The following is a 24,593-nucleotide window of genomic DNA, read 5'->3' as shown; positions in this document are numbered from 1 at the left end:
AAAAAACCTCCTTATTTTTTTATTAGTATATGCAAATATTAATATATATAATAATAAATAAGTTAATAAAGTGCAAACAAAATTAAGGAAATAAAAGAAAAATGTTAGAAAATATTGACAATAAAATACAAAGTAATATAATTAAGATGTAATAATTAAATAAAAATGCTAGGGGTGCCATAAGGCTGAGAAATAAATTATTATTAACCCTTGTACCTGATCTGGATAATACCAGCGTAGGAAAGCTTATTAATGTATATTTAAAATAAATCTACAAATTTTAGTGTAAAATTTTGTTATATAATAAATAGTTTATATTAAATAGGATGTAGAAAAGAATTATATATTATTTGTGATTATGCAGTTATATTCCAGTGGAGTATAGCTGCTTTTTTTATTTATATATCTAAATTTAAGAGTTCAAAGGAGAAGAAAAAATGAGAAATTACAAAATACCAACATTAACAATAGCTGGTTCAGATTCATCAGGAGGGGCAGGGGTACAAGCTGATTTAAAAACATTTAGTGCAATTGGAACTTATGGAATGAGTGTAATAACTGCAATAACAGCTCAAAATACACAAGGAGTATTTCTTGTAGAAGATTTAAGTAAAGAAATAATTGAAAAGCAAATAGAAGTTGTATTTGAGGATATAGAGCCTGCAGCAGTAAAAATAGGAATGGTATCTAGTCCAGAGATTATTAATACAATAGTTAATACTTTAAAAAAATATAATCCTAAGTATCTAGTAGTAGATCCAGTTATGATATCTAAAAGTGGATATTCATTACTAAAACCAGAAGCAAAGAAAACTTTAATTGAAGAACTTATACCTATGGCATATATAATAACTCCAAATACTCTTGAGGCTGAGGAGATAGTAGGTATGAAAATAAATACTGTTGATGATATGAGGGAAGTTGGAGAAAAAATATTAGAATTAGGTCCTAAATATGTACTGATGAAAGGTGGACATCTTCAAGGGGATGCTGTTGATGTATTAATAGGTAAGGATACTTTTGAAATTTATAAGCAAGAAAGATTAGATAGAAAAAATACTCATGGAACAGGATGTACTTTATCCTCTGCAATAACCTCACATTTAGCTTTAGGATATGACGTAGTTGAAGCAGTGAGGTTAAGTAAGGAATATATAACTGAAGCAATAAGAGAAAGTTTTGATATTGGAAAAGGTGTAGGTCCAGTAAATCATTTTTATAAGTTTCAAAATTTAAAATAAGAAAGGACTAGTTAAAGATGCTTGAATTAATTAATAAAGTAAAAGAAATAAATCCATTAGTTCTTCATTATACAAATGAAGTTACTATAAATGATTGTGCCAATATAACTTTAGCATTAGGTGCAAGTCCATTGATGAGTTATTCAAATGAAGAGGTTGAAGAAATTGTAAGTATTGCAAGTTCTGTAGTTATTAATATAGGAACTATGAATTCAAATAGATTAGATTTATTTTTACAGGCAGGAAAAGCAGCTAATAAATTTAATAAACCTGTTATTTTAGATCCAGTAGGAGTTTTTGCTACGAAAACTAGAACTGATTTTACAAATAAACTTCTAAATAAAATCAAATTTGATGTTGTTAAAGGTAATGTGGCTGAAATAAAGTTTATAGGTGGTTTAGATGTAAGAGGACAAGGTGTTGATTCCTTTGATGATGGAGAAGATATATCAGAAGTTATTAAAAAGGTAGCTAAAAAGCTTGGATGTATAGTAGTAGCTACTGGAAAAGTTGATTTTATTAGTGATGGTAATACAGTTATAAAGATATTTAATGGAACTTCAAAATTAAAAAGTGTAACAGGTACTGGTTGTATGACTGGAAGTTTGATAGGTAGTTATTTAGGTGCATATAACAGTCTGGAAGGTAGAGAAAGAGATAATTTTAAAAAGGTAGAAGTAGTTGCTATGGGAGTTCTTACTATGGCAGTAAGTGGAGAGTTAGCAGATAAAGATAATATAGCAATAGGAACTTTTAAAGAAGAACTTATGAATAATGTTTATGAAATGAATATTGATAAACTAAAAGAGTATGGAAGGATTGAATAGTATGAAGTTTTCAGAAGAGTTATTTGATGAAGTTAAAGAGATTTGGGATGAATATTTAAAACATCCTTTTGTAAAAGGAATAGGTGAAGGAACTTTAGATAAAGAGAAGTTTAAGAATTATTTAATTCAAGATTATTTATATTTAAAAGATTATGCTAAAGTTTTTGCAATGGGATTAGTTAAGGCTAGAACTATGAAAGAAATGAAGTTTTATCATGAATCAATAAAAGGTGTTTTAGATGATGAAACTGCAGTTCATGTTAATTATTTAAAGGGATTTGGGTTAAGTACAGATGAGGTAGAAAAGTATAAAGTTGAGTTAACAACTGCAAGTTATACAAATTATATGCTTGGAATTGCATTAAAAGGTGATTCAAAGGATATTGCAATGACAATAATGCCTTGTACTTGGAGCTATTACTACATCGGAAAACATCTATATGAAACATATAAGAATAGATTAGAAGAAAATTTTTATTCTCCATGGATAAAGGGATATGCTTCAGAAGAGTTTAGACAATGTACTGAAGAATGGATTGATTATATTGATGAAATATGTGAAAACATATCAGAAGATGAAAAGGAAAGGCTAAAAGATATTTTTATAAAATCTAGCCTTTATGAGATGGAATTTTGGAATATGGCAAATAAATAAATTTAGTGTTAAGGTGAATAATTCCTTTACATAGATTTAAAAAAGAAGTTAGTATAAAAGATACTGCAGCATAAAATATTGAAATAAAAAGGTGATAAAAATGAAAGAATTAAAGCTTTATTTAGTAACAGATTCAGATATTTTAAGAGAAAGAAATTTTTACAATAGTATTGAGGAAGCATTAAAAGGTGGAGTAACTATGCTTCAATTAAGAGAAAAGAATGCTAGTGGAAAAGAGTTTTTAGAAAAGGCAATTAAGCTTAGAGAATTAACTAAGAAATATAATGTGAAGTTTATTATTAATGATAGGGTAGATATTGCAATGCTTTGTGATGCTGATGGTGTTCATATTGGACAAAGTGATATACCGGCAAATAAAGTTAGAGAGCTTATAGGAGAAGATAAGATAGTGGGAGTATCGGCAAGAACAGTAGAAGAGGCTTTAATAGCTAAAGAAAATAGTGCTGATTATCTTGGCGTTGGAGCTATGTTTACTACAACAACTAAGCTTGATGCAAAGTCTGTATCTATAGAAAAGTTAAAAGAGATAAAGAAAGCAGTAGATTTGCCAATAGTCGCAATAGGGGGACTATCATTAAATAATATTGATAAGTTAAAAGTATGTAATGTAGATGGATATGCAGTTGTATCTGCAATACTTGGAGCTCCGAATATAAAATTAGAATGTGAAAAATGGATTGAGAAAATACAAAATAATAATCTTATTTTAAATAATGATATTTAAAGGAGGAAATATGGAGATAACTAAAAATAAAGAGAAAACTACACAAAAAATAGTATTAAGTGGGATATTAATTGCCATAGCAACAGTTCTAGGAACATTTTCTATACCAGTATTAGGAGCAAAGGCATCGCCAGTACAGCATTTTGTTAATGTTATTGCTGGAATAACTTTAGGTCCAGTTTATGGAGTTGCTTGTGCCTTTGTAGCAGCATTACTTAGAAATATTTTAGGTACTGGAAGTTTATTAGCCTTTCCAGGTAGTATGGTAGGGGTATTTTTAGCAGCCCTTTTATATAAGAAATTTAAAAAGATAGAATTAGCAGTAATTGGTGAAGTTATTGGAACAGGGATAATAGGTGCTTTACTTGCATATCCGGTAGCAACAGTTTTATTAGGGAAAGAAGTTGCATTATTTGTTTATGTTATTCCATTTTCATTAAGCTCTATTATAGGGAGTATAATTGCATATATAATATTAAAAGTAAAAGTAATAAGAGAGTTTTTATTAAAATAGAATAATATAATTGATTAAAATAATTGAAGTTAAATTTGTTTAATTTCAATTATTTTTTATTTTCTGTAAATTGAATAATAGGAAAATTTATGAATAAAATTATTCAAAAAATTGAAAATTACAACTTGAATGGTTATATTAGTAAAAAGGTGTATAATATGACATGAAAATAACATTCATGAGGTGGTAACTATGATATTTTGTAAAGGAAAGAAGTATATTTTTAGTAAGGACGTTTATTTAGCAAGTGATGAGAGAGTAGAGAAATTAAATAATGAGCAAATAAATAAATATGATGGTTTAGAAGTACAAGTTGGACATAGCTATTTAGGATATATAGATAATTCAAGAATTTCTTCAAGTTGGTGTAAAGAAGTTAAATAGATAATAGGAAAGAGGGTGATACAGAAATGTATCATCTTTTTTGTTTAGAAGGAATCTCACTTACGTTTGATTACATATAGTACTTAATTGTATAATTAAAAATAGATAAAATTTATAAAGCGGAATAAAAAAGGAGGTAATATTTTTGAGAATATTACATACTGGAGATTGGCATTTAGGAAAGAATTTAGAAGGCCAAAGTAGAATGGATGAACAAGAATTATTCTTAAAAGATTTTATAGATATAGTTGAAGAAAATAAAGTTGATTTAGTTATAATTGCAGGGGATGTTTATGATAGTAGTAACCCACCGGCAAGAGCTGAAAAAATGTTTTATAATACATTAAAAAAACTTTCTAAAAATGGAGAAAGATTAACTTTAGTTATTGCAGGAAATCATGATAACCCAGAAAGATTAGTTGCAGCAGGACCACTTGCTATGGAACATGGAATAATAATGGTTGGAACACCGAAAACGATTGTGCAATGTGGGGAATATGGACAGCATAAGGTTATTAATTCTGGAGAAGGATTTGTTGAAATAGAAATTAATAATGAAAAAGCAGTAATATTAACAGTACCATATCCAAGTGAAAAGAGATTAAATGAAGTCCTTTATGGAGAAATGGATAGTGATGAAGATAGATTAAAAACTTATGGCGAAAGAATAAAATCGTTATTTGATAACTTAAAGCAAAATTATAGAGAAGACACTATTAATTTAGCAGTATCACATTTGTTTGCTATGGGAAGCGAAGAAGGTGGATCAGAAAGAAGTATTCAATTAGGAGGAAGTTATATAGTTAATGGCTCATGTTTACCAGAAGAAGCACAGTATATAGCTTTAGGTCATGTTCATAAACCACAAGTTGTACCAGGTACAAATAAAAAGGCAAGATATTCAGGTTCTCCCCTTCATTATAATAAAAAGGAAATAAATATTACTAAGAAATGTTTCATTATTGATGTAGAACCAAAAGAGGAATGTAAAATAAAAGAGGTAGAATTTAAGGTATATAAGCCTATAGAAATTTGGAAATGTGAAAGTATTGATGATGCAATAGAAAGATGCGAAGAAAATAAGGATAGAGATTGCTGGATTTATTTAGAGATTAAGTGTGATAGATATATAAGAGAAGATGAAATAAAAAAAATGAAGGAAATTAAAAAGGACATTTTAGAAATAATACCAAAGATTAAAAATACTGATGATGACGAAAGTGCTATCACAATTCAAGAAAAGTCATTTGAAGAAATATTTAGAGATTTTTATAAAAAAGAAAGAAATGTAGAAGCTGATAATGAAATTGTAAGTTTACTTTTAAAATTAATAAATGAAGAGGGGGATGAAAATGAGACCAATTAAGCTTAAGATAAAAGGATTAAATAGTTTTATAGAAGAACAAACTATAGATTTTGAGAAATTAACTGATCGTGGATTGTTTGGAATATTTGGTCCAACAGGAAGTGGTAAATCTACAATTTTAGATGGGATAACATTAGCTTTATATGGTGATGTTTCAAGAAAAAGTTCTAATTATATAAATACAAATTGTGATAGGTTAAATGTTAGCTTTGAATTTCAAATATCAGGAGCAGAAACTAAAAGGTATTTAGTTAATAGAGAGTTTAAAAGAGATAAAAAATCAGGAAATCCCGTATCTGGTAAGTGTAAGATAGTTGACATAAGTAATGGAGAAGAGGTTTTAGCAGATAAGGTTAAAACAGTTACAGATAAGTGCAAAGAGATAATTGGATTAAGTTTAGAGGATTTTACTAGAACAGTTGTATTACCACAAGGAAAGTTTTCAGAATTCTTAAAGCTTGAAGGAAAACCTAGAAGAGAAATGCTAGAAAGACTTTTTAATTTAGGAGAATATGGTGATAAACTTTCAAGTAAGTTATCTAAAGAAATTAATAAGGAAAAAACAGAAAATAGTGTTTTATTAGGACAGCTTATGGGATACGAAGATATAAGCGAAGATAAGAAGAAGGAAAAAGAAGAAGAGTTAAATATAAGTATTGAAAATTTAGAAAAAGCTAATAAAGAGCTTAAAGTAATAGAAAAAGGTTTTAAAGAAAATTCAGAGCTATGGAAAATGCAACTTGAAGTTAAGGAATATAAGGAGCGAGAAAGTGAACTTATTGAAAAAGCAAATGAAATAAATTCATTTAAAGAAAGAGTTAAAACTGCTGAGGCTGCAAGTAAGGTCAATCCATTTGTAATAGCTTATGAAGAAACATTAAAGAATATTAACTTTACAGAAAAAGAATTAAGTGAAGTTAAAGTAAAATGTGAAGAACTTAAAGAGAAAAAAGATAAATGTGAAGAAAACTGGAGTAAGGCTAGAATAAATAAGGATAATGAGCTTCCTAAATATAAAATACAAGAAGAGAAAATAAAAGATGCAATAGAAGATAAAAAGGCCTTAGTGACTTTAGAAAGTGAAATTAAAGAAATTAATAAAGTTGTAGAAGATTTACTTAAAAAGAAAAAAGAAAATGAAAACAAACTAATAGATTCCGAAAATAGATTAAAGAAAGGAAATAATCTATTAAAAGAAAAGGAAGTATATAGGGATACTTTAAATATTGATAGAGAATTAAAAGAAAATGTTCAACAAGGAGTAGTTGTTACTAGAGATTATAATAATTTCTTTAAGAAAGTTGAAGATTATAAAGTAAAATTAGAATCTAATAATGAAGGGATAAAAAAATCTGTAGAAGAAAAAAATATTTTAAAACTTGAGTTAGATAAGACGAATAATTTATTAATAGAAAATGAAAGTGGTTTAGAAAACTTAGTAAAGAATTGCCCGGGAAATCAAAATGATTTATTTGATATGCAAGAAAAATATTCTGATCTTAAGGGTAAATTAGATATATTTAAAAGAGCAAAAGAAGAGATATTAAAAAATAAAAATGCAATTGAAGGATTAACTAAAGAATTAAAGCCTAAAAAAGAAGAGTATATCAATTTAGATAGTGAAATTAAGAAGTTAAGAATAGATATTCTTGAAATAGAGAGAGAAAATTTAGCTCATAAATTGAGAGAAGAATTAAAATCTGGAGATATTTGTCCGGTTTGTGGTTCTATAGAACATCATAAAGAAAATATTAGACATATAGAAATTAGAGATATTAATAGTCTTGAAAATAGCATGGCTTTAAAAGAAAAATATTTTAATGAATTATCTAATAATATAAGGGATATAGAAGCTAAGTTAACCCTTTTTAAAGAAACTGTAGAGAAGAGTGAAGATGTAATTAAAAATTTAGGTGATGATTTTAATGAAGAAGAGGTATCTAAGCTTCAATTAAAGATAAGTGATTTAAGAGTTAAACTAAATGAGTATAATGTTAAAAAAGAAGAATATGAAAATATAAATAAGACTTTAAAAGAGGAAAGTAATAATTTAAAACTTAAATATGCACAATTAGAAACTAAAATTAATAGTGATGAAAATACAATAAAAGAACTATTAGAAGATAAGAAAAAGGAAGAAGAAAAGTTACAAGAGATTGAAAGAGAATTAAATTCACTTAAGGTAAAGACTAATGTTAAAGATTTTATAGCTAAGAATGATGAAATAAATAAAATTGAACATGAAAGAGAAGAAATTGAGAAAATAATTAAAAGCTATAGAAATAGATTAGAGGAATTAAGCAAAAATAGAGAAGATGCAATAAAAAGTTTAAATGATACTAATCAAGAGTTAGCAAAGATTAATACAACATTAGAAGAAAAGATAAAAATTAAAGATGAAAGTTTAATAAAGATAAAAAGTAAAGTTAAGGATATAGATAATATTGAAGAAATATTAAAAAATATTCAGAGTGAAATAAAGAGAGTTGAAGAGAATTATATACTTGCAGAAAAAGCGAAAGAAGAAGCGGATAAGAGTTATGAAGAATGTAATTCTAAGCTAATTAGTATTGCTTCAAAAGGTAGAGAGCTGTATAAAAGAAAAGATAAAGAAAAACAAAAGCTTGATGAGGCTTTAAAGGAAGAAAACTTTTTAAGTATAGAAGAAGTTAAGAATAATGTTTTAGAAAAAAGTGAAATAGAAGTTTTAAAAGTTAAAATTGATAATTATAATGATAGTTTAGCAAAGATTAAAGGAGCAATTGAAAGTATTTCTAAAAAAATTGGAAATAGAGAATTAAGTGAGGAGCAATGGGTTTCTATACAGGAAGAAAAAGAAGAAAAAGAAGTTAGAGTTAAGGAGTTTAATGAAATAAAAGTTAAGCTTCAAGAAGAACTTAAGGTAATAGAAGAAAAGATGATGGAGCTAAAAGGTTTATTGAAGCAAAAGGAAGAATTAGATCATAAGCTTGCATTATTAAATGACCTAGATAAATTATTTAAAGGTAAAAAGTTTGTTGAATTTGTTGCAGCTACTAGACTTAAGTATGTTTCACTTGAAGCTAGTAAAAAGTTAAAAGAAATAACTAATGGAAATTATGGATTAGAAGTTGATGAAGATGGAAAATTTATAATTAGAGATTATAAAAATGGTGGAGCAGAAAGGGATGCTTCTACACTTTCAGGAGGGGAAACCTTCTTAGCATCACTTGCTTTAGCACTTGCATTATCAGCAGAAATTCAACTAAAGGGAACTGCACCACTTGAATTATTCTTCTTAGATGAAGGTTTTGGTACTTTAGATGATAATCTTTTAGAAGTTGTTATGAGTTCACTTGAAAGAATTCATAATGATAAATTAAAGGTAGGAATAATAAGTCATGTTGAATCTATTAAGAATAGAGTTCCTGTTAAGCTTTTAATTACTCCAGCAGAAGCAGGAATGGGTGGAAGTAAGGTGAAAATTGAAAGAAGCTAAAATTAGAATAATGTTATAATATATAGTCCATAATATCATAAAGGAGTTGATATTATGGGCTATGTTAATTTTAAGGAAGAAAGATATAAAGCAACAAATCAACTTAAAAAGAGGAAAGAAAATAATAAAAAATTATTTGATGATTTAGTAAAATCAAGAGAATTGCCTAATACATATAATCCAGATAAGGAATATAGTTATAAAACATTTGAAGAAAAACATTTCGGGGGAGGAAGAATTTTAGGAGAAGAAGATTTTATTGTAATTTCTAATAAGGATATTATTTGTGCAGTATTTAATAAATGTACATTTGGAAATGTAAAATTTGATGCTTGTAGTTTTATAGGATGTATATTTAATGAGTGTAATTTTGAAAATGGTGGAGTAATATTTGAAAATTGTACTTTTTTTAAGGAGGAAAGTGAGAAGAAGCCATCATTAAATAGGTATGATAATTTTTCTTGTGAGTTTAATAATTGTAGTATATAGGCTAAATTTGATGGGTGTACATTAAGTTATTTAATATTTGATAATTCTTTAATTCATAATACATATTTTCTATTAAGTGATATGAATAGCGTAATTATTAATAATTGTGAAGTAAATAGAGTAAGAATAGAAGATTGTGATTTATCAGGTGCTAAGATTATGAGTAGCTATATTATAGATTTAGATTTTACTGATAAAATGAAAACAAAGCTAGATGAAAAAACGTTTTTTGATAAGATAGAATTTAGAAAAAAAGATAGGAATGAATATGAAGGAATTTATATGACTTATGAAACCATTGCAGATAAGTTTAAGGAAAATTCATTAAATAATAATTTTGGAGAATATTATTATTTGTGTAAGAGGGTAGAAAGAAATGTTTTGAAGTTTACTCAAAGGTTAGAATCAGATTTATACTGGGCTACATGTAGATATGGAGAAAGACCTATTAATGCTTTATTATTTTCTTTTGTTGTTATGATTGTATTTGGGATTTTATATTCAATTTTTGGAATTGAAATAGATGATACTATAATTACTATATTTAATAGTAGCCTATTTGAGTGTCTAAGGCAAGGAATTATACTAAGTATAAATTTATTTAGTGGAGTTGGAGCAAATGAAAGTATTCCAGTAAATACATCTGAAATTCTTGCTAGCTTTGAAATATTATCGGGAGTTGTTATGATGGGGATAGGAACTGGTGTAGTAGTAAGAAAATTAGTAAGATAATAGGTAGACTTAAATACTTTTAGATTTTGAATAATTTAAAAGTATTTTTTTTGAAAATGTATATAAAATGATGATATAATAGTTAAGACTATAATAATAGGGGGATTTACATGATAATAAAGGCTATAAAATATTTTTTTTATATGGTATATACAAGGTTAAAAGGATTTAAGTATGAACATATAAAACGAAAGTATGGGATAGAGAAGGCAACAGAATATGCAGCTCAATGCATGTATTTATGGTCAAAGTTTACTATAAAAATTATAGGAATGGATATAGTTATTAAAGGAAAAGAAAATATACCAGAAGGACCATGTGTGTTTATAGGAAATCATACTAGTATATTAGATATACCAACTATATTCTATTCAGCTGATAGGCTTGTTGGATTTGTAGCTAAAAAAGAAGTTTTAAAGGTTCCAATATTAAGTTATTGGTTATCAAGAGGAAAATGCATACCTTTAGATAGGGAAAATCCAAGAGATGCAGTTAGAGTAATTAATGAAGGTGTAAAAAATTTAAAAGATGGCTATTCAATGATGATATTTCCAGAAGGAACTAGAAGCTTAGATGGAAAGACACTTCCATTTAAAAAGGGAAGTTTAAAACTGGCAATTAAAGCTAAGGTGCCAATAGTACCTGTAACAATAGATGCTGCATTCACATCATTTGAAAAGAATAATAAATTTAAGCCGTCTACTGTTAATGTAACATTTTGTAAGGCTATAGAAACTGATGGATTAACAAGAGATGAAGAAAAGACTCTAGCTGAAGATATTAGAAACATAATAATTAGTAATTTAAGAGAAGAATTTAGGGAATAATAATATTTAAAGTAGTTTTATTGGAGGAGTTATGGATAGTAAATATGAGAATAATGCAAAAATATTTAAAGCATTAAGTGATTCTAATAGATTACAAATTATTCATATATTATCTTTAGGTGAGAGATGTGCTTGTAGGTTGTTAGAACACTTTAAATTTACTCAACCAACATTATCTCATCATATGAAGGTACTAATAGAATGCGGATTAGTTAACTTAAGAAAAGAGGGCACTTGGAATTATTATAGCTTAAATAAAGATAATGCAAATGAGTTATTAATGTTTTTAAATGAATTAATGCTAAGCAATAAAGAATTAATAATTGAAGAAAGCACGAATTGTGATTGTTAAATTCACAAAAGGGTTATCATAATAAATTTAATTATTATGAGGCCCTTTTATTTTTATAAAAGATAAAAAAATTATGGGAGATGTATTAAGGAATTTTTTTCGATAATACTATGACTGTTGACAATTAAAAAATAAAAAACTATATTAAACATAGATAACTATCTATATTTAGTGGTTAAATAATAAGTATTATTTTTATTAATTAACTAAAAATAATTTTAAGGAGAATATATGAAAAAAATTGACTTAACACAAGGAAAAGTTATTAATGTACTTACAGCTTTAGCATTACCTATTATGGGTAGCTCATTATTACAATTTACTTATAACTTAATAGATATGCTATGGGTAGGTGGATTAGGAAGTGATGCTGTAGCAAGCATAGGATCATCAAGCTTTTTTATTGGATTAGGATATTCCATCAACTCATTAGTTGTTATAGGCACAGGAATAAAGGTTTCACATGCTATTGGAAGAAAAGATAATAAAGAAGTAAAACAATATATTAATTCAGGAATAGCAATAAATTTTATTATAGCAATAATATATGCATTAGCTTTGATAATTTTAGGTAAAAGTTTTATTTCATTTTTAAGTCTTAATAATGAAATTGTAGAAAGAAACTCATTCTATTACTTAGCTATAAATGCACCTATTTTATTTTTTGCATTTTTCAATTCACTATATACAAGAATATTTAGCAGTTTTGGAAACAATGGAGATTCATTGAAGATAAATGCTATAGGAATTATAATAAATATAATTTTAGATCCAATATTTATTTATGTATTCAAATTAGGAGTTTTAGGTGCAGCAGTAGCAACACTAATATCCAATATATTAATGTTTATATTATATAAAATAAAATCAAATGGAATATTACATTATGATAAGGTCATAGGAATTGATAAAGAAAAAATATTAGAGATTGTAAGACTAGGTTTTCCTATGGCATTTCAAAGAATATTATTTACAATAGTTAATATAATTTTAGCTAAGATAATTGCTATATTTGGAACAAATTCAATTGCAGCACAAAAGATAGGTTTACAAATTGAATCAATAACATATATGGTTATTGGTGGATTAAATGGAGCTATATCAAGTTTTACAGGTCAAAATTTTGGAGCTAATAAATTTAAAAGAATAAAGCAAGGATATTATACTGCATTATTACTAGGAATTATTTATTCAATGATTATGTCTATAATTTTTATTGTCTTTAAAGAACCAATTATAAAATTGTTTATTAGGGAAGAAAATACTATTTTAATAGCTGGTGGTTATTTACAAGCAGTTGCATTTTCTCAGGGCTTTAGTACAATAGAAATGGTATCAAATGGATTATTTACCGGTTTAGGAATGCCTAAAATACCAGCTGTAATTAGTATTGTTTTTACTGTTTTAAGAATTCCAATGGCATTAATTCTAATGAGAACACTTGGAATTAATGGGATATGGTGGAGTATAGCTATTTCAAGTATATTAAAAGGATTAGCAGCCTATTTTATATATCTAATAAAGATAAGGAGAAATTATAAAGATGTTAAATAAAATAAAAAAATTATTTTCTAGTAAAGAAATTTTAAGTGGAAACTTTGGTATTGAAAGAGAAACTTTAAGATTAGATCAAAATGGATATTTAGCTAAAAGTGATCATCCAGAAGAGTTTGGAGATAAAGCACATAATCCATACATTACAACAGATTTTTCAGAAAGTCAGATAGAAGTCATAACGCCAGCATTACAAGATGTTAAAGAAGCATATGATTTTACAAGGGCATTATATGATATAGTTGCAATGGAAATTGGAGATGAATATTTATGGCCAGAGTCAATACCATGTATAATACCAGATGATAAAGATATTCCAGTAGCCAAGTTTGCTGATCATAGTAAAGAATCTCAAGAATATAGAGAAAAGTTATTACTTAAGTATGGTGGTAAAAAGCAACTTATATCTGGAATTCATTATAATTTTTCTTTTGATGAATCTATAATTGAAAAGTTATATGAAGATAGTGAAAAGAAATTATCTTATAAAGAGTTTAAAAATAGTATTTATTTAAAAGTTGCTAGAAACTACTTAAGATATAGATGGCTTATAGTATATCTTTTCGGAGCATCACCAGTTGTACATGAAAGTTTTATTGATGGTTGCAAATGTCCATTAAAGGAAATTAATAATAATGAATATAGTAGTGTAGGAGCAATATCTCATAGAAATGGAAAGTGTGGATATAAAAATAAAGTAGATTTATTCCCAAGTTATAATAGTGTTAATGAGTATTTAGAAAGTATAGATGGATATATTAAAGATGAATTAATAGAAAATCATAAGGAATTGTATAGTCAAGTAAGATTAAAACCAAGTGATACAAAGAACTTTAAAGAGTCATTACTTAATGATGGAATAAAATATTTGGAGTATAGAACAATTGATATTAATCCATTTGAAAAAGGTGGAATAAGTTTAGATGATTTAAGATTCTTACAAGTATTTAATATTTATTTATTAAGTAAAGAAGAAAGTGAGTTTGAAAACTGGCAAGAAGAAGCTTTAGAAAATCAACAATTAATAGCTGTGAATGGTATTGATAATATAGAATTAAAACAGGATGGAAAGTGTATCAATAGAATAGATTTTGGATTAGAAATACTTAACGAAGTCATGAGTATCAATAATGAATTAAATTTAGGATTTGAAGATGTAATTAAAAATATGATTGCTAAAGTTAAAGATAGTAAATTAACTTATGCATATAAAATAACAGAAAAAATAAAAGAAGAGGGATATATTAATACATTTTTAAATTTAGCTAAAAGCTATAAAGAATCTGCATATAAAAATAGATTTAAGTTAGAAGGATATGAAGATTTAGAGTTATCAACTCAAATTTTAATGAAAGAATCTATTAAAAGAGGAATTACTGTAAATGTAGTTGATAGAAGTGAGAATTTTATATCACTTAAAAAAGGTGAAAAAATAGAGTATGTAAAACAGGCTACTAAGACCTCTAAAGATACTTATGTTTCTGTATTAATTATGGAGAATAAAACTGTAACTAAAAAAGTTTTAGCAGAAAAGGGGGTAAAGGTTCCAAGGGGTGAGGAGTTCAATACTATAGAAGATGCAAAAATAAAGGCACATAACTATATTAATAAGCCTATTGTAATAAAACCAAAGAGTACTAACTTCGGTATAGGAATAAATATTTTCCCAGAAGGTGCAAATTTAGAAGATATAATCCATGCTTTTGAAATAGCCTTCAAAAATGATAATACAGTTCTTATAGAAGAATTTATTAAAGGAAAAGAATATAGATTTTTAGTGATAAATGATGAGGTAGTAGGAATACTACATAGAGTTCCAGCTAATGTTATTGGTGATGGAGAAAAATCTATAACAGAATTAGTTGAAGTTAAAAATCAAGACCCATTACGTGGAAAGGGATATGTAACACCACTTGAAAAAATAAGATTGGAAGAAAATGCAGAATTGTTTTTAAAGCAACAAGGTAAAAACTTTGACTATATTCCTAAAAAGGATGAAATAATTTATTTAAGAGAAAATTCAAATATTAGCACTGGTGGAGATAGTGTAGATTATACAGATGATATTCCACAAAAGTTTAAAGATATAGCAGTAAATGCAGCAAAAGCTGTAGGAGCTAAGATTTGTGGTGTGGATATGATGCTTGAAGACTATAGAGATGAAAACACTAATTATGCAATAATAGAACTAAACTTCAATCCAGCAATACACATACATTCATATCCATACAAAGGGAAAGAAAGAAAAATTGCAACTCATGTTTTAAAGTTATTAGAATTAATTTAATTTAGCTTAAAAGTCAGTGATAGAGAAAAATTAATGATATTACTTCTAGAAATATCATTAATTTTCGTCATCACGGCATTCAAGCTTTAAGGAACAATTTGGGGATAGAGTTGAAAAAATGTGGGAAATTGTTTATAATGACTTATAAATATAAAAAAAGTTAAATGAATATAAGTAATATATTTTTAAGTGTATTTATTTAAGTTGTTTTATAATTATTATATAAAAATTATATTTAAATAAACTTAGCACCATTAGGCAGTAAGTAGAATTAACATAATCAGATGTTAAATATTGTGAATGCAATGTTAAGTAGATAACTTTATAAGAGATGTCAGTTTAGTTATAAGAATTGAACCTATTGAATTATAAAATAATATTTAATTATAAATGAGTTGATTTAAAACAACTTTTTGTTTTTATGCAAAAAAATAGAGAAAAAATAGATTGAAATAAATAATTTGGAGGACTTTAATGGAAAGCAAAAAAAAGATAAAAGTTATACCTTTAGGTGGATTAGGAGAAGTAGGAAAGAATATAACAGTAATAGAGTATGGTGAAGAAATAATAGTTGTAGATTGTGGAATGACTTTTCCAGACTCAGAGATGTATGGAATAGATGTTGTAATTCCAGATGTAACATATTTAGTTAATAATAAAGAAAGAGTAAAAGGATTTTTTATAACTCATGGACATGAAGATCATATAGGGGCAATACCATATATATTAAAGCAAATTAATGTTCCAATTTATGCTACTAATTTAACAATAGGGTTAATTCAAAATAAGTTAGAAGAGCATAAAATGCTTGATATAGTAGAGTTAAATGTAGTTAAGCCAGGAGATACTATAGCTTTAGAAAAGTTAAAAGTAGAATTTATAAGAACAAATCATAGTATTGCAGATAGTTGTGCATTAGCAATTCACACTCCGTTAGGTATAGTAGTTCATACTGGAGATATTAAAGTAGATTTTACTCCTGTTGATGGTAAGGTAATAGACCTACAAAGATTAGCTAAGATAGGTAAACAAGGTGTGTTATTACTTATGGCTGATAGTACTAATGCATGCCATCCAGGATATACCATGTCAGAAAAGACAGTAGGAGAAACCTTAGATAATTTATTCAGTAAAGGTAATGGTAGAATAATTGTAGCAACATTTGCATCTAATATTCATAGATTACAACAAATAATAAATTCATCTATTAAATATGGAAGAAAAATTGCTTTTAGTGGAAGAAGTATGGAAAAAATTTCAGAAGTAGCAATAAGACTTGGATATTTAGACATGCCAGAAGGGCTATTAATTGATTTAAAAGATTTAAAGTTATATAACAGCAATCAAATAACAATTGTAACTACAGGAAGTCAAGGAGAGCCTATGTCAGCTCTTACTAGAATGGCATCATCTACACATAAAAATATTCAAATAGAAAAAGATGATATGATAATTATATCTGCAAATCCTATTCCAGGAAATGAAAAAGCGGTATCGAAAGTTATAAATGAATTAACACAAAAGGGTGCTAATGTTATTTATAAATCAATAGAAGAAATTCACGTATCAGGTCATGCTTGTGAACAGGAGTTAAAATTATTACAATCAATTTTAAAACCTAAATATTTTGTTCCAGTACATGGTGAATATAAACATTTAAGAAAGCACATATTAATAGCAGAGGAAGTAGGCTTACAAAAAGAGAAATCATTTATTTTAGAAAATGGTGATGTATTAAGCTTAAATAGAAAATCGGCTTGCATAAGTGGTAAAGTTCAAGCAGGAAATGTTTTAGTTGATGGTATTGGTATCGGAGATGTTGGTAACATAGTTTTAAGAGATAGAAAGAACTTATCAAAGGACGGTATTATAAATATTATTGTTGCAATAGAAAAAGAAACTCGTTCTATAGTTTCAGGTCCAGATATTGTAACAAGAGGATTTATATACGTAAGAGAATCAGAAGAGCTAGTAAATCAAATAAAAGAAATATCTTATGATAGTATACAAACTTCAATAGATAAAAATATATTTAAGTGGTCGGAGATAAAAAATAATATTAGAAATGATGTTGGTTCATTCATATATAGTAAGACTAAGAGAAAGCCTATAATTGTACCAATAATTATGGAGGTATAATTTAGTAATAATAAGGAAATTTAAATATTAAGATAGGATATCGTAAAATATATACGATATCCTATTGGTGAAAAAATAGAAGTTGCATTAAACTTCTATTTTTATTTTACTATTATTTTTACTTAATTTATAAGTAAAAATATTACCAATAATCTTAATTGGTTTGGATATAGATGATGTAGCAACACATAATAAATCTTTAAAGTCATCAATAATAAGATTCTCTTTTTGAGCTTTAAGTTCTAAATTTTTTGGAAACAATTGTTTTGTAATAAAGCAACCATTCTCATATATTATTTCAGCGGTCTTTTTATAAGTAAAGCTGTTTTCTTGATAGCTTATAACATCACCCTCAAATATTTCACGCCCAGAACAGTCATAAATTCCTGTAGGCATTAAAAGTACTGAATCCTTGAAGGAAACTATATCTTCATCATTTTTCTCTCTATCAAAGTAATAAACAACCTCATCCATATAATCTATTCTAGTTACTTTAAAGCATTTATTTAAGAGTTTATTGTATATTTTGAACTTTAATTCTTTTTCCACTAAAAACACTCCAATCTCTAACATAGGAATAGTTATTTACATAACATATATTATATTATAACAAACTGGAAAATATTTGAAAATATATTTATTTAAAATTACATAATATTTCTTATAGAATCATAAATATAAATTATTAAAAGTTATTTATAGGTGGTGATGATAGATGTTAACTATAGATGAAATAAAAAATATTAAATATCCTTATGAATTATTTACAGATGATATTGAAGATATAAAAAATAAGTATGTTGAGCTTATGAAAATATACCATCCAGATTTAAATGGACAAGAGAAGGAGTATATTGAAATTACTAAAAAGATAAATAATCTGTATAAGCAAGCAGAAAAAAATATTATTAAAGGAGTTTGGAGTAAGCCTGGTTTTATGAAATTAAAATGTATTAATGGAAAGTATTATACAATGAATTTTAGAATTAGCCATACATTTGAATTAGGAAAGATGTATATAGGTAATGATTTAATATTATATTTGATTGATGAGAAATATGAAAGAATGGCTCTTAATGCTATAAATAAATTAAATAGTATAAAATATGCTAATGATGATATGAAAAAAGAATTTTATAAATATTTACCACAAATAAAAGAAAGCTTTAGAACAATATCTGGGAAGATAGGAATAGTAGTTAAGAAAGATGAAGATTTGATTTTATTAAGAGATTTATTGACATATTGCAAAGGAAAGATATCAATAAATGAAATAGGCTATATTTTAAATTCATTATATAATATTGTATGTTTTATTAATTATAATGGATTAACTCATAATGGAATAACACTAGATAGTTGCTTTCTATCAATTAAAAATCATTATGTAGCCTTATTAGGGGGATGGTGGTATGCAGTTGAATCAGGAAAGTCTCTTTTAGGGATTCCGAAGGAAATAAGCAGTATAGTAAATTACAAAACAAATGAAAGTAGCAAAGCTAACGCTATAATAGATTTAGAATCAATTAGATTATTAGGAAGAACTCTTTTAAGTTATAATACAAGTAGAGTATTATCAAGGGGTACAAAGGTTCCTAAAAATTTAATGATTTGGTTAGAAGAAAATAGTAGTGATAATCCATTTGATGAATATATAAAGTGGACAAGTATATCTCAAAAAATAGAATATAGAGATTTTATAAGATTTAATATAGATAAGGACGATTTATATAAAAACATAGGAGGAAACTAGATTGCAATTTGCAATCTAGTTTTAAATTTCAGTAAGGTGGTTCCAATATCTTTTAGGCATATGTTGATTACGTAGTTTAGAGTTTTCACGTTCTTTTATATTTACAGATTTATAAAAGGTTTTCCATAAGCTTTCAAAATTTTCATCATTATTAAGATTAGATAATAGATATCCTTCATCTTTAGATAAATCTGTAATTATTGAACTTTCTTTATTATACATAATAGCTTTTTCACGTTTTAAATCATGAATAATAAAATTTTGATCTGAAAATCTAAGAGTAAAGTGATTAAGTATTATAGGTAAAATATTATAAACAGGCTCTATTTGAGCATAAAAGCTTAAAGGCGCAATTTCTTTAAAGCGTACAAATCCAGTAAACATATGGGCTTCTTGAGCTACTTTTTTATAGTATTTATCTACTAGGATAATAGTATCATTATTTTTAGCTAAGTTTATATTAGTGCCATATTTATAGCAAAGCTTCAAGTAATCTAGGATTATGTTTTCCACACCATCAATTTCACTAAGATATAAATAGTATACATTATTTAAAACTTTTCCATTAAGTTTTTGAATTATACTATTATACACTCTTTTAAATTTATCAGATTCAGTAGGAATTTCTTTTATTTCGTTTAATAAAGAAGGTATATGATTTTCAGGTTTATTTATAGTACAATCATCTTTGTAAGGATAAGCATAGAAAATAGCTGTAAATAAGCCTTCTAAAGATCCATCATATAAAAATTCAATCATAACTATATTTCTCCAGTATAAGAAGTTGTTTTATCATTTAATAAGAGTAGTTTCTTATTACTAGACAATCCATCGGCTAATGTAGTGCCATAAGGTAATAAAATTTTATTTATTTCATTATCAAAAAAACTTATTTGTGCAGAATCTTCTTCTAATAAATTTAAGTCTATTTTGGGAGTAAGAGCTCTTTTAATTTTTTCATCATCTAAAGGAACACAGCCAAAATACTTACCACTACAAGTAATAAAGTATTGTGCTCTTTTTATTACTATTCCAAGCTTTTTTAAATCTACAAAGGTTAAGGAATTAATTCTACGTGCACTAACTATTTTTCTAGCACCTCTAATGCCTATTCCGGGAACTCGTATTAACATTTCATAGGGAGCTTTGTTTATTTCAACAGGAAACAAATGAAAATGATTGTGAAGAAGGTAATTCTAAATTAATACTCATTCTATCTACTAAAGAACCAGCTTTTTTTATAAGTTCTTCATCAGCTCCAGGGATGGCTTTTAAGTGAATATATCCTCTAAAATTATATTCATTTCTTAATTTTTCAACTATTTCTGTTAAACGTTCCATAGTAAAATTAGCATTTTTTATTATGGCAGAGCTTAAAAATAATCCTTCTATATAATTTCGTCTATAAAAGTTAATAGTTAAATCTATAACTTCATTTACAGTAAATGAAGCTCTTTCTATATCATTTGATACTCTATTTATGCAATAAGCACAATCATATATACAGTAATTAGTTAAAAGAATTTTTAAAAGTGATATACATCTACCATCAGGAGTAAAGCTATGACAAATGCCACTTGTTGCAACTGAGCCAATGTTTCCTTTTTTAGAATTTCTATTTGATCCAGAAGATGAACAAGAGACATCATATTTAGCAGCACTACTTAAAATTCTTAATTTTTCTGAAATTTCCATATAAATTCACCAACTTTAATATTTTTGATTTACCTTGTAAAAGTTACTATCCATTAACAAAGTAAATTTTTTATATCACTTAGTATAAGTATATATTAAAAATAATATACGAACAAGTGTTCTTAAATATTAAACTTAAGATTGTGTAAATGAAATATATTTTAAATATTAAATAATAATTATTATTGTTTAAATATTAAATAAAAGAATTTTATGATATAATTAGGTTATAATTTTATTAGAAAAGGTAGAAAAATGAAATTGGAGGATTATATATGTCATTTGATAAATTAGATATAAAAGATAACAGTGCAAGAGAGGGAAGAGCTTGCATATTAGTTTGTAATTTAGTAGGAAAAGATCTACAAAAGGTTAAAAACTGTGCCATGATTTTAGGAATTAGAGATCAAATAATTTTAAATAGTAAAAATGGTAATACAGTTATTAAAGATGTATTAGATAATAATATAAATGCAGAATGTGAAGATGGAAGAAAAGAAAGAGCTATAATTTTTAATGCAATACCACCAGCAAAGATGAATATATTTATTGAAAATCTAAAAAAAGTAAGAGTTAATAATGTTTTAAAAGCAGTAGTTACAGAAACTTCAATAGAATGGACTGTTAATGAAGTACTTTCTAATTTACTTGCAGAGCGTGTTGCTATAAGCAAAGGCGACTTCACAGATCAACATAGCAAATAATATTGCGCATCACATGGGGCGAAAAAATGAAATATTTATTTTCCGGGAACTGTGAAATTTTCACCTAGAATTTATATCTTTGTTCCATTGAACTTGCTAAAGTTGTAAAAGCAGCTTACGCTTCAATACAACTTCTTTACGCAAGTTCAATTCCACAAAGATTAAATTCTACGGCTCAATTTCAATGTTCCCTCCAAATTAATATTTCATTTTTTCTTTCTCCATGTATTTGCTTATAACGAACCACTTTATAGTTAATGTTTTGTGCTATAAATTATTATTATATGGTAGTTAACTTTTATATTAATATTCTTAGTTTATTAAAAAATATAAATTTAGAAGTTAACAATTCATTATATAAAATATAGCAGAAGTCGTTAACTTTTAAGGCGGTGTTTCAAGTTAGGCAAAGTGAAAGAGAAAATATTAATGATATTACCGAAAGGAATATTGTAATTAAGTTTTAGAATTTAATCTTTCTTGCAGTAAAAACTGCGTTAAGAAGCTGAGGGAATCAAATGACTTTCGAAGCTTTAGCAGTTTTTACGGAAAGAAAGATATAAATTCTTAACGCAAATTACACAATTACTGTAGGTTATATCATTAATTTTTCGTCTTCACTTGACGAACAATTTAGCAGTTTTAGTGTAAAAGTAGCAGATATGTTTTATTGTTTGTAAAAAAAAACTTATGTATAATTTCATTATCGGAATATAACTTAGTAAAAGAAGGGGAAGAATATATGTATAAGTATGGAAGAGGAATGTGGAAAACGATAGAAGATGGTAATGAATTATCATGGGTAGTTGGTAATGGAATAGGTGGATATGCTAACCATACTGTTGCTGGTGGAGCTTCGCAGGCTTTTCATGGATATTTAATAGCTTCATTAAATGCGCCTGTAAATAGAAAGCTTATACTTACAAGAGTGCAAGAGCAAATTATTATTAAAGATAGAGAATATGATTTAACATCTCAGCAATATATAGGAACTTCAAAAAATGGACAAGAGTATTTAGAGCAGTTTATTTTGGATACGATTCCAGAGTATAGATATAGAGTTGAAGATGTTTGCATAAATAAAACTATAGCTATGGAGTATGGACATAATACTGTTGCTGTATGCTATGAAATTGAAAATGGGAGTGAGGAAGCTAAGTTAAATTTAGTTCCGTTATTTAATTATAGAGAAGCTGGAGAAACAAGCGAAAGATCAGAATTAAAATTCGATGTTAAGGTAGATGAAAAAACTTTAACATTAATACCAGATAACAACAAAGATATAAAAATAGAGTTTTATACATCAGAAGGTAGTTATTATGATAGAAGTTTAATTCCTACAAGTATGGCAACACCAAATTATTTAATAGAGGAAAATCATTTTTATATGATTGATCATAGAACTGGATTCTTAGGTGTAGATAATCATTACACACCATATGAAATTCATATTGAATTAAAACCTTTTGAAAAGAAAAAGTTTTATATTAAATGTACAATAGAAGGATTAAAGGAAAAATCAGGATTTGATATTGTAAGAGAATATAAAGCAAGAGCAGAAGAGTTAGTTGAAAATGCAGATTTAAAAGATGATTTTGCTAATAACTTAGTTAAGGCAGGAGATCATTTTATTGTAAATAGAGAAAGTACAGGATTAAAAACTGTATTAGCAGGACTACCTTGGTTCACAGATTGGGGTAGAGATACAATGATTGCATTTGAAGGTTTGACTTTAGTAACAAAAAGATTTAGTGATGCTAGAGAAATATTGGAGTCATTTGCAAAATATATAAAAAATGGATTAGTTCCCAATGTATTTCCAGATGCTAATACGGAACCAGGATATAATACTGTAGATGCTTCTTTATGGTATTTCCAAGCTGTTTATAAATACTTAAAGTATACTGGTGATTTAAGTGATTACAGGTTCATAGAGGAAAAAATATATCCAAAATTAAAAGAGATATATAATGCTTATGCAAGTAAGACAGACTTTTCAATTGGAATGGATAGTGATGGATTAGTATTTGCTGGTGGAGGACTTGATCAAGTTACTTGGATGGATGTTAGAGTTGGTGATTATGTTGTAACACCGAGACATGGAAAGCCAGTTGAAATAAATGCCTTATGGTATAATGCACTAAAAATAATGGAAGACTTATCTAAAAAGTTTGGTGACGATAATAGTGAATATATAAAACTTTCAGAAAAGGTTAGAGAATCATTTAACAATAGATTCTGGAATGAGGAAAAGAGTTGTCTTTATGATGTTGTAGATGAAAATGATGATAAAATAAGACCAAATCAAATTTGGGCAGTATCATTACCATTTTCTGTATTGGATAGAGAGAAAGAAAAAATGATAGTCAATACTGTGCATAAGCATTTATATGCTACTTATGGATTACGTTCACTTTCATTTATGGATAAAGATTATAAGAAAAAGTATATAGGAAAACTATTTGATAGAGATTGTGCTTATCATATGGGAACAACATGGGGATTCTTAATAGGTGCATTTATAACAGCTTATTGTAAGGTTAATGATTACTCTAAAGAATCTATAGAGAAGGCTAATTATATGTGCAAAGTATTTGAAGATACTATGAGAGATGGATGTATAAATGGTATAGCTGAAATTTTTGATGGAGATTTTGCTTCTACAGGAAGAGGATGTTATTCTCAAGCTTGGAGTGTTGCGGAAGTATTAAGAGCCTATACACAAGATGTAATGCCATATTTAAATAAAAAATAAATTATTTTTTAATAAATCATTAAATATAATTGTAACCCAATAATGTTATTAAAATATTATAGATATAGGTAGTATATATGTACATGAACAATTATA

General features: G+C 26.6%; 20 protein-coding genes, 1 pseudogene and 1 riboswitch. Of the genes and pseudogenes, 18 read left to right on the top strand and 3 right to left on the bottom strand.

The window, feature by feature from the left end:
- Window positions 1-160 precede the first annotated feature (160 nt).
- Window positions 161-260, top strand: a riboswitch (TPP riboswitch).
- A gap of 177 nt (window positions 261-437) precedes the next feature.
- The 15 genes from thiD (at window position 438) to I2E98_RS00120 (ending at window position 17,590) form a co-directional block, all read left to right on the top strand.
- The gene (gene thiD, locus I2E98_RS00185) at window positions 438-1,241 is read left to right on the top strand and encodes a bifunctional hydroxymethylpyrimidine kinase/phosphomethylpyrimidine kinase (RefSeq protein WP_195466973.1); all 804 of its coding nucleotides are present in this window, start codon (window positions 438-440) and stop codon (window positions 1,239-1,241) included.
- A 17-nt stretch (window positions 1,242-1,258) separates the two neighbouring features.
- Window positions 1,259-2,068 (top strand): hydroxyethylthiazole kinase, encoded by an 810-nt coding sequence (gene thiM / locus I2E98_RS00180; RefSeq protein ID WP_195466972.1) that lies wholly within the window; start codon window positions 1,259-1,261, stop codon window positions 2,066-2,068.
- A gap of 1 nt (window position 2,069) precedes the next feature.
- Window positions 2,070-2,723 (top strand): thiaminase II, encoded by a 654-nt coding sequence (tenA, locus tag I2E98_RS00175; protein WP_195466971.1) that lies wholly within the window; start codon window positions 2,070-2,072, stop codon window positions 2,721-2,723.
- 94 nt (window positions 2,724-2,817) lie between these two features.
- Window positions 2,818-3,468, top strand: coding sequence for a thiamine phosphate synthase (gene thiE / locus I2E98_RS00170; protein ID WP_195467174.1), 651 nt, complete (start codon window positions 2,818-2,820; stop codon window positions 3,466-3,468).
- 10 nt (window positions 3,469-3,478) lie between these two features.
- The gene (gene thiW / locus I2E98_RS00165) at window positions 3,479-3,982 is read left to right on the top strand and encodes an energy coupling factor transporter S component ThiW (protein WP_195466970.1); all 504 of its coding nucleotides are present in this window, start codon (window positions 3,479-3,481) and stop codon (window positions 3,980-3,982) included.
- Between the two features lie 192 nt (window positions 3,983-4,174).
- A complete protein-coding gene (locus tag I2E98_RS00160; RefSeq protein ID WP_195466969.1) occupies window positions 4,175-4,366 on the top strand; it encodes a hypothetical protein in 192 nt (63 codons plus the stop codon).
- Between the two features lie 145 nt (window positions 4,367-4,511).
- Complete coding sequence (locus I2E98_RS00155) at window positions 4,512-5,732, top strand: exonuclease SbcCD subunit D (RefSeq protein WP_195466968.1); 1,221 nt, start codon at window positions 4,512-4,514, stop codon at window positions 5,730-5,732.
- Window positions 5,719-9,210 (top strand): SbcC/MukB-like Walker B domain-containing protein, encoded by a 3,492-nt coding sequence (locus I2E98_RS00150; protein ID WP_195466967.1) that lies wholly within the window; start codon window positions 5,719-5,721, stop codon window positions 9,208-9,210. The genes I2E98_RS00155 and I2E98_RS00150 overlap by 14 nt, the downstream gene beginning before the upstream one ends.
- Window positions 9,211-9,264: 54 nt before the next feature.
- Window positions 9,265-9,699, top strand: coding sequence for a pentapeptide repeat-containing protein (locus tag I2E98_RS15885; protein ID WP_243250854.1), 435 nt, complete (start codon window positions 9,265-9,267; stop codon window positions 9,697-9,699).
- Between the two features lie 81 nt (window positions 9,700-9,780).
- The gene (locus I2E98_RS15880; protein WP_243250851.1) at window positions 9,781-10,431 is read left to right on the top strand and encodes a hypothetical protein; all 651 of its coding nucleotides are present in this window, start codon (window positions 9,781-9,783) and stop codon (window positions 10,429-10,431) included.
- Window positions 10,432-10,541: 110 nt separating this feature from the next.
- A complete protein-coding gene (locus tag I2E98_RS00140) occupies window positions 10,542-11,258 on the top strand; it encodes a lysophospholipid acyltransferase family protein (protein ID WP_195466966.1) in 717 nt (238 codons plus the stop codon).
- Between the two features lie 31 nt (window positions 11,259-11,289).
- Window positions 11,290-11,610 carry a metalloregulator ArsR/SmtB family transcription factor gene (locus tag I2E98_RS00135; RefSeq protein ID WP_195466965.1) on the top strand — a complete coding sequence of 107 codons (321 nt, stop codon included), beginning with the start codon at window positions 11,290-11,292 and terminating at the stop codon, window positions 11,608-11,610.
- Between the two features lie 231 nt (window positions 11,611-11,841).
- Window positions 11,842-13,164 carry an MATE family efflux transporter gene (locus tag I2E98_RS00130; protein ID WP_195466964.1) on the top strand — a complete coding sequence of 441 codons (1,323 nt, stop codon included), beginning with the start codon at window positions 11,842-11,844 and terminating at the stop codon, window positions 13,162-13,164.
- Window positions 13,154-15,451 (top strand): bifunctional glutamate--cysteine ligase GshA/glutathione synthetase GshB, encoded by a 2,298-nt coding sequence (gene gshAB, locus I2E98_RS00125; RefSeq protein ID WP_195466963.1) that lies wholly within the window; start codon window positions 13,154-13,156, stop codon window positions 15,449-15,451. The genes I2E98_RS00130 and gshAB overlap by 11 nt, the downstream gene beginning before the upstream one ends.
- 474 nt (window positions 15,452-15,925) lie before the next feature.
- On the top strand, window positions 15,926-17,590 hold the full coding sequence (locus tag I2E98_RS00120; protein WP_195466962.1) for a ribonuclease J: 1,665 nt from the start codon (window positions 15,926-15,928) through the stop codon (window positions 17,588-17,590).
- 87 nt (window positions 17,591-17,677) lie between these two features.
- On the opposite strand, the gene I2E98_RS00115 is transcribed toward I2E98_RS00120, so the two are convergent.
- The gene (locus I2E98_RS00115; RefSeq protein WP_195466961.1) at window positions 17,678-18,139 is read right to left on the bottom strand and encodes a YopX family protein; all 462 of its coding nucleotides are present in this window, start codon (window positions 18,137-18,139) and stop codon (window positions 17,678-17,680) included.
- Window positions 18,140-18,305: 166 nt separating this feature from the next.
- Between I2E98_RS00115 and I2E98_RS00110 the strand changes: the two genes are divergently transcribed.
- On the top strand, window positions 18,306-19,343 hold the full coding sequence (locus I2E98_RS00110; RefSeq protein ID WP_195466960.1) for a J domain-containing protein: 1,038 nt from the start codon (window positions 18,306-18,308) through the stop codon (window positions 19,341-19,343).
- A 21-nt stretch (window positions 19,344-19,364) separates the two neighbouring features.
- Here I2E98_RS00110 and I2E98_RS00105 read toward each other — a convergent pair whose 3' ends face one another.
- Both I2E98_RS00105 and I2E98_RS00100 read right to left on the bottom strand, forming a co-directional pair.
- Window positions 19,365-20,102: a TIGR03915 family putative DNA repair protein gene (locus I2E98_RS00105; protein ID WP_195466959.1), complete on the bottom strand. Its 738-nt coding sequence runs from the start codon at window positions 20,100-20,102 to the stop codon at window positions 19,365-19,367.
- A gap of 2 nt (window positions 20,103-20,104) precedes the next feature.
- Window positions 20,105-21,038: pseudogene (locus I2E98_RS00100) on the bottom strand (hypothetical protein).
- 275 nt (window positions 21,039-21,313) lie between these two features.
- On the opposite strand from I2E98_RS00100, the gene I2E98_RS00095 reads away from it, so the two are divergent.
- Together I2E98_RS00095 and I2E98_RS00090 are read left to right on the top strand one after the other, a co-directional pair.
- On the top strand, window positions 21,314-21,742 hold the full coding sequence (locus I2E98_RS00095; RefSeq protein WP_195466958.1) for a DUF3783 domain-containing protein: 429 nt from the start codon (window positions 21,314-21,316) through the stop codon (window positions 21,740-21,742).
- Window positions 21,743-22,484: 742 nt separating this feature from the next.
- Window positions 22,485-24,497 carry an amylo-alpha-1,6-glucosidase gene (locus I2E98_RS00090; protein ID WP_195466957.1) on the top strand — a complete coding sequence of 671 codons (2,013 nt, stop codon included), beginning with the start codon at window positions 22,485-22,487 and terminating at the stop codon, window positions 24,495-24,497.
- Window positions 24,498-24,593 lie beyond the last annotated feature (96 nt).

It is taken from the genome of Clostridium sp. D43t1_170807_H7, from assembly GCF_015555905.1.
GTDB lineage: Bacteria > Bacillota > Clostridia > Clostridiales > Clostridiaceae > Clostridium.
The sequence above is the reverse complement of the archived record's forward strand: the minus strand, read 5'-3'. Positions and strand labels throughout refer to the sequence as shown.